General features: G+C 66.5%; 8 protein-coding genes, 1 tRNA gene and 1 pseudogene. 6 read left to right on the forward strand and 4 right to left on the reverse strand.

What is annotated here, in order from left to right; all coding sequences use genetic code 11:
- The 3 genes from HUK84_RS11050 to HUK84_RS11060 all read left to right on the forward strand — a co-directional run.
- A partial coding sequence (locus HUK84_RS11050) for a DUF2076 domain-containing protein (protein ID WP_176640347.1) occupies positions 1-340 on the forward strand: 340 nt, incomplete at its 5' end.
- 413 nt (positions 341-753) lie between these two features.
- Positions 754-1,113, forward strand: coding sequence for a YidB family protein (locus HUK84_RS11055; RefSeq protein ID WP_176640348.1), 360 nt, complete (start codon positions 754-756; stop codon positions 1,111-1,113).
- Between the two features lie 114 nt (positions 1,114-1,227).
- Positions 1,228-2,031, forward strand: coding sequence for a transglutaminase-like domain-containing protein (locus tag HUK84_RS11060; protein ID WP_176640349.1), 804 nt, complete (start codon positions 1,228-1,230; stop codon positions 2,029-2,031).
- Between the two features lie 123 nt (positions 2,032-2,154).
- Here the strand turns inward: HUK84_RS11060 and HUK84_RS11065 are convergent.
- Positions 2,155-2,304: pseudogene (locus tag HUK84_RS11065) on the reverse strand (MobA/MobL family protein); the annotation flags it as partial.
- 114 nt (positions 2,305-2,418) lie between these two features.
- On the opposite strand from HUK84_RS11065, the gene HUK84_RS11070 reads away from it, so the two are divergent.
- The 3 genes from HUK84_RS11070 (at position 2,419) to HUK84_RS11080 (ending at position 3,541) form a co-directional block, all read left to right on the forward strand.
- The gene (locus HUK84_RS11070; RefSeq protein WP_176640350.1) at positions 2,419-2,766 is read left to right on the forward strand and encodes a helix-turn-helix domain-containing protein; all 348 of its coding nucleotides are present in this window, start codon (positions 2,419-2,421) and stop codon (positions 2,764-2,766) included.
- 2 nt (positions 2,767-2,768) lie between these two features.
- A complete protein-coding gene (locus HUK84_RS11075; RefSeq protein ID WP_317135280.1) occupies positions 2,769-3,221 on the forward strand; it encodes a type II toxin-antitoxin system VapC family toxin in 453 nt (150 codons plus the stop codon).
- A 146-nt stretch (positions 3,222-3,367) separates the two neighbouring features.
- A complete protein-coding gene (locus HUK84_RS11080; RefSeq protein WP_176640351.1) occupies positions 3,368-3,541 on the forward strand; it encodes a BrnA antitoxin family protein in 174 nt (57 codons plus the stop codon).
- Positions 3,542-3,548: 7 nt separating this feature from the next.
- Here the strand turns inward: HUK84_RS11080 and HUK84_RS11085 are convergent.
- The 3 genes from HUK84_RS11085 to HUK84_RS11095 all read right to left on the reverse strand — a co-directional run.
- A tRNA-Lys gene (locus HUK84_RS11085) sits at positions 3,549-3,624 on the reverse strand.
- 96 nt (positions 3,625-3,720) lie between these two features.
- The gene (locus HUK84_RS11090; protein WP_176640352.1) at positions 3,721-4,215 is read right to left on the reverse strand and encodes a peptidylprolyl isomerase; all 495 of its coding nucleotides are present in this window, start codon (positions 4,213-4,215) and stop codon (positions 3,721-3,723) included.
- 67 nt (positions 4,216-4,282) lie between these two features.
- Positions 4,283-4,552: pantetheine-phosphate adenylyltransferase (locus tag HUK84_RS11095; RefSeq protein WP_374729316.1), on the reverse strand; the 270-nt coding region annotated here is incomplete at its 5' end.

Here is a 4,552-nt window from a genome sequence, read left to right on the forward strand (position 1 = left end):
CCCGCCGCCGCAGCCGGTCTATCCGCAAGGCATGCAGCCCGGGATGTTTCCCGCGCGCGGCAGCGGCTTCCTGGGCTCGGCGCTGACGACGGCGGCCGGGGTCGCCGGCGGCATGATGGTGGGCAATGCGCTGACCGACCTGTTCAGCGGCCATCATGATGGCGGGCTTGGCGGCGGGTTCGGGGGCGGCATGCCCGGCGAGACCATCATCAACAATAATTACGGCACCGCGCCGTCGGCCGATCCGTTCGGCGGGACCGGCACCGACGTCGATCCGGGGTTCGATGCCGGCGGCGATTTCGGAGGCGGCGATTGGGGCGGCGGCGACGATAATTTCTGATCGCGGGAATTTTCGATTGCGGGCGATCCGGGTGCTCCGTTCCGATGCCCGGTTCCGACACCGTCCGCATAGTGGAGAGGGGTGGCCGTGAGGGCCGCCCCTTTTTTATGTATTCCGAACTGGACGGGGAATTTCGCAACGCGCGTGCGAGTCATCGCACATTGTCGTGAGGCTGATTGCTCCGTGCGAAGCATGGATGTTATGCAGAAGATGGCCGCAAGGCCATTCCTCTGTGTCGTCTCATCCGCGGGAAACCGGGGCCCCCAAGGGGCCCCGGTTTTTCGTTCGCGGCAGGGGCTTCGCGGCAGGGGCGCGGCATGGACATTGTGTCACAGTTGCGGGAGAGGGAAACGATCGGCGGTCCGGCGCGCTGGATGATATGTTCCGCAAGACCTCATGCAAGGAGGGGAACGATGTCTCTGGCCAAATCGGCGTCGGCGCTGGGGGATTTCCTGACCGGCGCGCGCTATGACCATTCCGGACTGATCAGCGCGCTGAACGAATATCTGGACCGGGTGCGCCGCGAGCATGGGCTGTACGGCTTTGCCGACCGGGCGGCGGCGGCGGGGTATGGCGATATCGTCATGCGCTGGCGTACCGACCACGAGGCCGGGCCCGCCACCGAGGAGATGGTCCGGGCGCTGTTCACGCCGTCCGACCTGGACTGGTTCGCCGAGCAGACCGGCCTGTCGGCGCGGGCGGTGGAACTGATCCTGGCCAGGCAGTTGCCGAACGTGATCTACAAGCGGGCGCACGCCACCACGCCGCATTGAGGGCGCATTGACGGGGTGCGTTTGACCGGGTCGCATTGACGGTGCGGCCTGGTCGGATCACAGTGGTCGGGCCACGTCGGTCGCGGCGCGCGCGGCGTCGGGGAGAGGGACGGCATGCTGATCCGAGCCGGTTATGACATCGCGCTGCTGCTGTCGTCTCCGACGCCGATCGTGCTGATGCTGGAGGTCCATCCGGACCGCGAGCCCGATCTGATGACGCCGCAGATCCCGTGTTTCGACCCGCCGGTACCCAGCCAGCGCTATCTGGACGGGTTCGGCAATCGCTGCACGCGGGTGCTGGCCCCGGCGGGGCTGTTCCGGACCAGCATGTCCTTCGTGATTGCCGATAGCGGCCTGCCGGACCGGCAGATGCCGACGGCGCGCGAGGTGCCGGTGCAGGATTTGCCGTCCGATTGCCTGGTCTTTCTGCTGGGCAGCCGGTATTGCGAGACCGACCTGCTGTCGCCCATCGCGTGGTCGCTGTTCGGCCACCTGGCGCCGGGTTGGAGCAGGGTGCAGGCGATCACCGCCTTCGTCCACGACCATATCCGCTTCGATTACGGCCAGGCGCGGCCCACGCGTTCGGCCCATGAAGCCTATCGCGAGCGGGTGGGGGTGTGCCGCGACTTCGCCCACCTGGCGGTGGCGCTGTGCCGCTGCATGAACATTCCGGCGCGCTATTGCACGGGCTATCTGGGTGATATCGGCGTGCCGCCGGTGCCCGACCCGATGGATTTCTCGGCCTGGTTCGAGGTCTGGCTGGACGGCCAGTGGTACACGTTCGACGCGCGGCACAACCGGCCGCGGATCGGGCGGATCGTCATGGCGCGGGGCCGGGATGCGACCGACGTTGCGTTGAGCACGTCCTTCGGGCCGGCCGGGCTGGCGGAATTTTCCGTGACGACCTACGAGGAATAGGGGGGAAAAGTTCCAGAAAGGGCTGGCCAGGGTCTGCCGCTCCGTGAACGTCGAGATCGTGCGGCGCAGTGACGCAGGCCAATTCATAGTCCTGCCCAGCCGATGGATTGTGGTTGAACCGCTGCCGATCCCTTGCTCGGCAAACGACCGGTGATCGATCCGCACATCCAGGCCGATCTCCGTCAGCCGCTCATTCGCCAGCAAAGCCCAGCGCTCCCGCCATTCGCCCAGCAGCGCCTTGCTGGTCGACCAGCCCTTCCTGATAAAGGGCATTATCAGGGTAGGACAGCCGCTTGGAGGAATCCGATGGTCCTGGCTCCGGAGTGGGAGAGACCTGTTCCATGTCCGGTCATTGATCGATAACGATCCTCATGATATATAACGATCATGAGCGTGACCTCTGATCAGATCCGGGCGGCCCGGGCCCTGCTGCATCTCCCCCAGGAGGAACTGGCCAGGCGCGCCCGCGTCTCGGTTGTCACCATCCGCCGTCTGGAATCGCCCCTCGCCGCAGCCCGCGTAGCGCCGCCCGCGAGCGACACCATCCGCCAAGCTCTCGAACAGGCCGGGGTCGAATTCATTCCTCATGGAGTCCGCCGCCGCCAGCCAGAGCAGGACAAGACGGCCCTGCTCTCCCGCCTGCAGGCCATCAGCCGGGCCAGCGCCGCGCGGCTTCAGGGAATCGCCCCGCTGACGGATGAGGATCTATACGACGATAACGGCCTGCCCGCGTGATCGTGCTCGATACGTCGGTGCTGGTCGCCATCCTGCGGGGCGAACCGGATGCGGACGAGTTTCTGACCCGGATCGTCGCCACGGATCGCTGCCTGCTCTCCAGCGTCAGCCTGTTGGAAACCAGCATGGTCCTGGCCGGACGCAGCCCATCCCTGGACGCCTGGACGGGGCTTGATCAACTGGTCGAAGCCGCCGGGGTGGAGATCGTACCTTTTTCGGCAGACCAGGCCGCTCTGGCTCGCGAGGCGTTCCTCCGCTTCGGCAAGGGGCGGCATCCCGCCGGGCTGAATTTCGGCGATTGCGCCAGCTACGCCCTCGCCAAGATTCGCAATCTCCCCCTCCTGTTCAAGGGGGATGATTTCTCACAAACTGATCTCGTAGCCGGATTTAGAGCATCATCCGACCGGATGGACTCATCCGGTCGGATAAAGATGCTCGTTAAAACAAAGAGCTAGAGCCATTGGAAACGGCGCGGACCAGCCGATTGCCGGTCCGGCCAGGTCGTTATGGCGTCGCTGGCGGGCGCAGGTGCGGGGGGCGCTGCCCCTCGGCACCTTCGGAGCGGCTTCCGCCCGGGTTCCTGCGCCTTCGGTTCCGGCGAATGCCATCTATTGGTCCGGCTTGCGCATCAAGCCGTGAACGTTCGGCCGCAGCCGAGCGGCTGGTTTCCCTCCGCCTGGACCAGGATGTGCTGGATGGCTGGCGCGGCACGGGTCCCGGATGGCGGAGCCGGTTGAACGATGCGTTGCGCGATGCGCTGAAGCGCGCGGGCTGAGGCTCTGTGGTGAGCCGGGTGGGACTCGAACCCACGACCATTCGATTAAAAGTCGAATGCTCTACCGACTGAGCTACCGGCTCACCGAGGCCGCGCTGCGGTGCGGCCTCGGGTAGCTTCTGCGGCCGGTCAAGTCAACCCTCGCGAATGCCGGCGGCATTCGCGCGGCGGGTGGAGAGTCAGGCGGCGACCGGGCGCATGCTGACGATGCGGTCCGGGTCCTGGACCGTGCCGCTCTGGCCCGCGCCGCGCTTGATCTGGTCGATATGTTCCATGCCTTCGATCACTTGGCCGACGATGGTGTACTGGCCGTCGAGGTGCGGCGAGGGTTCGAACATGATGAAGAACTGGCTGTTGGCGCTGTCGGGGTTCATGGTGCGGGCCATGCCGACGGTGCCGCGCTCGAACTTCGCGGCGCGGGTGAACTCGGCCTTGAGGTCCGGCAGGTGGCTGCCGCTGGTGCCGGTGCCGGTCGGATCGCCGCCCTGCGCCATGAAGCCGTGGATGACGCGGTGGAAGGGCGTGTTGTCGTAGAAGCCCTCGGCCGCCAGCGTGCGGATCCGCTCGGCCGCCAGCGGCGCCAGGTCGGGCCGAAGCTGGATGACCACGCGGCCGGTCTTCAGTTCCAGGGCGATCAGGTCCGCCGGTGCGGTATCGGTTGCGGTATCGGTCATGATTCGTGTTCCAGTGCTGAAATAAACATCTAGACATCGTGGGCGGCGCACCGGGGCGCGCCCCGCGTCATCCGCCCAGGCGCGCGAGGATTCGCCGCCGGGTGAACGGGGGGACGAAGCCGGTGATGTCGCCGCCCAGCCGGGCGACCTCCTTCACCAGCCGCGAGGAGATATATTGGCTGCCTTCGCCGGCCATCAGGAACATCGTCTCGATGTCCGGGGCCAGTTGGCGGTTCATGCCGAACATCTGGACCTCGTAATCGAAATCGGCGACCCCGCGCAGGCCGCGCACGATCACGGTCGCGCCATGGGCGCGCGCGGCGTCGACCAGCAGGCC

The organism is Nguyenibacter vanlangensis, from assembly GCF_013376155.1.
GTDB classification, from domain to species: Bacteria; Pseudomonadota; Alphaproteobacteria; order Acetobacterales; family Acetobacteraceae; genus Gluconacetobacter; species Gluconacetobacter vanlangensis.

What these genes read in the sequence shown, in the direction of transcription:
- HUK84_RS11060 (WP_176640349.1), top strand. Translation starts at nt 1,228, where the DNA reads ATGCTGATCCGAGCCGGTTATGACATCGCGCTGCTGCTGTCGTCTCCG.
- HUK84_RS11055 (WP_176640348.1), top strand. Translation starts at nt 754, where the DNA reads ATGTCTCTGGCCAAATCGGCGTCGGCGCTGGGGGATTTCCTGACCGGC.
- HUK84_RS11090 (WP_176640352.1), bottom strand. Translation starts at nt 4,215, where the DNA reads ATGACCGATACCGCAACCGATACCGCACCGGCGGACCTGATCGCCCTG.
- HUK84_RS11070 (WP_176640350.1), top strand. Translation starts at nt 2,419, where the DNA reads ATGAGCGTGACCTCTGATCAGATCCGGGCGGCCCGGGCCCTGCTGCAT.
- HUK84_RS11080 (WP_176640351.1), top strand. Translation starts at nt 3,368, where the DNA reads ATGCCATCTATTGGTCCGGCTTGCGCATCAAGCCGTGAACGTTCGGCC.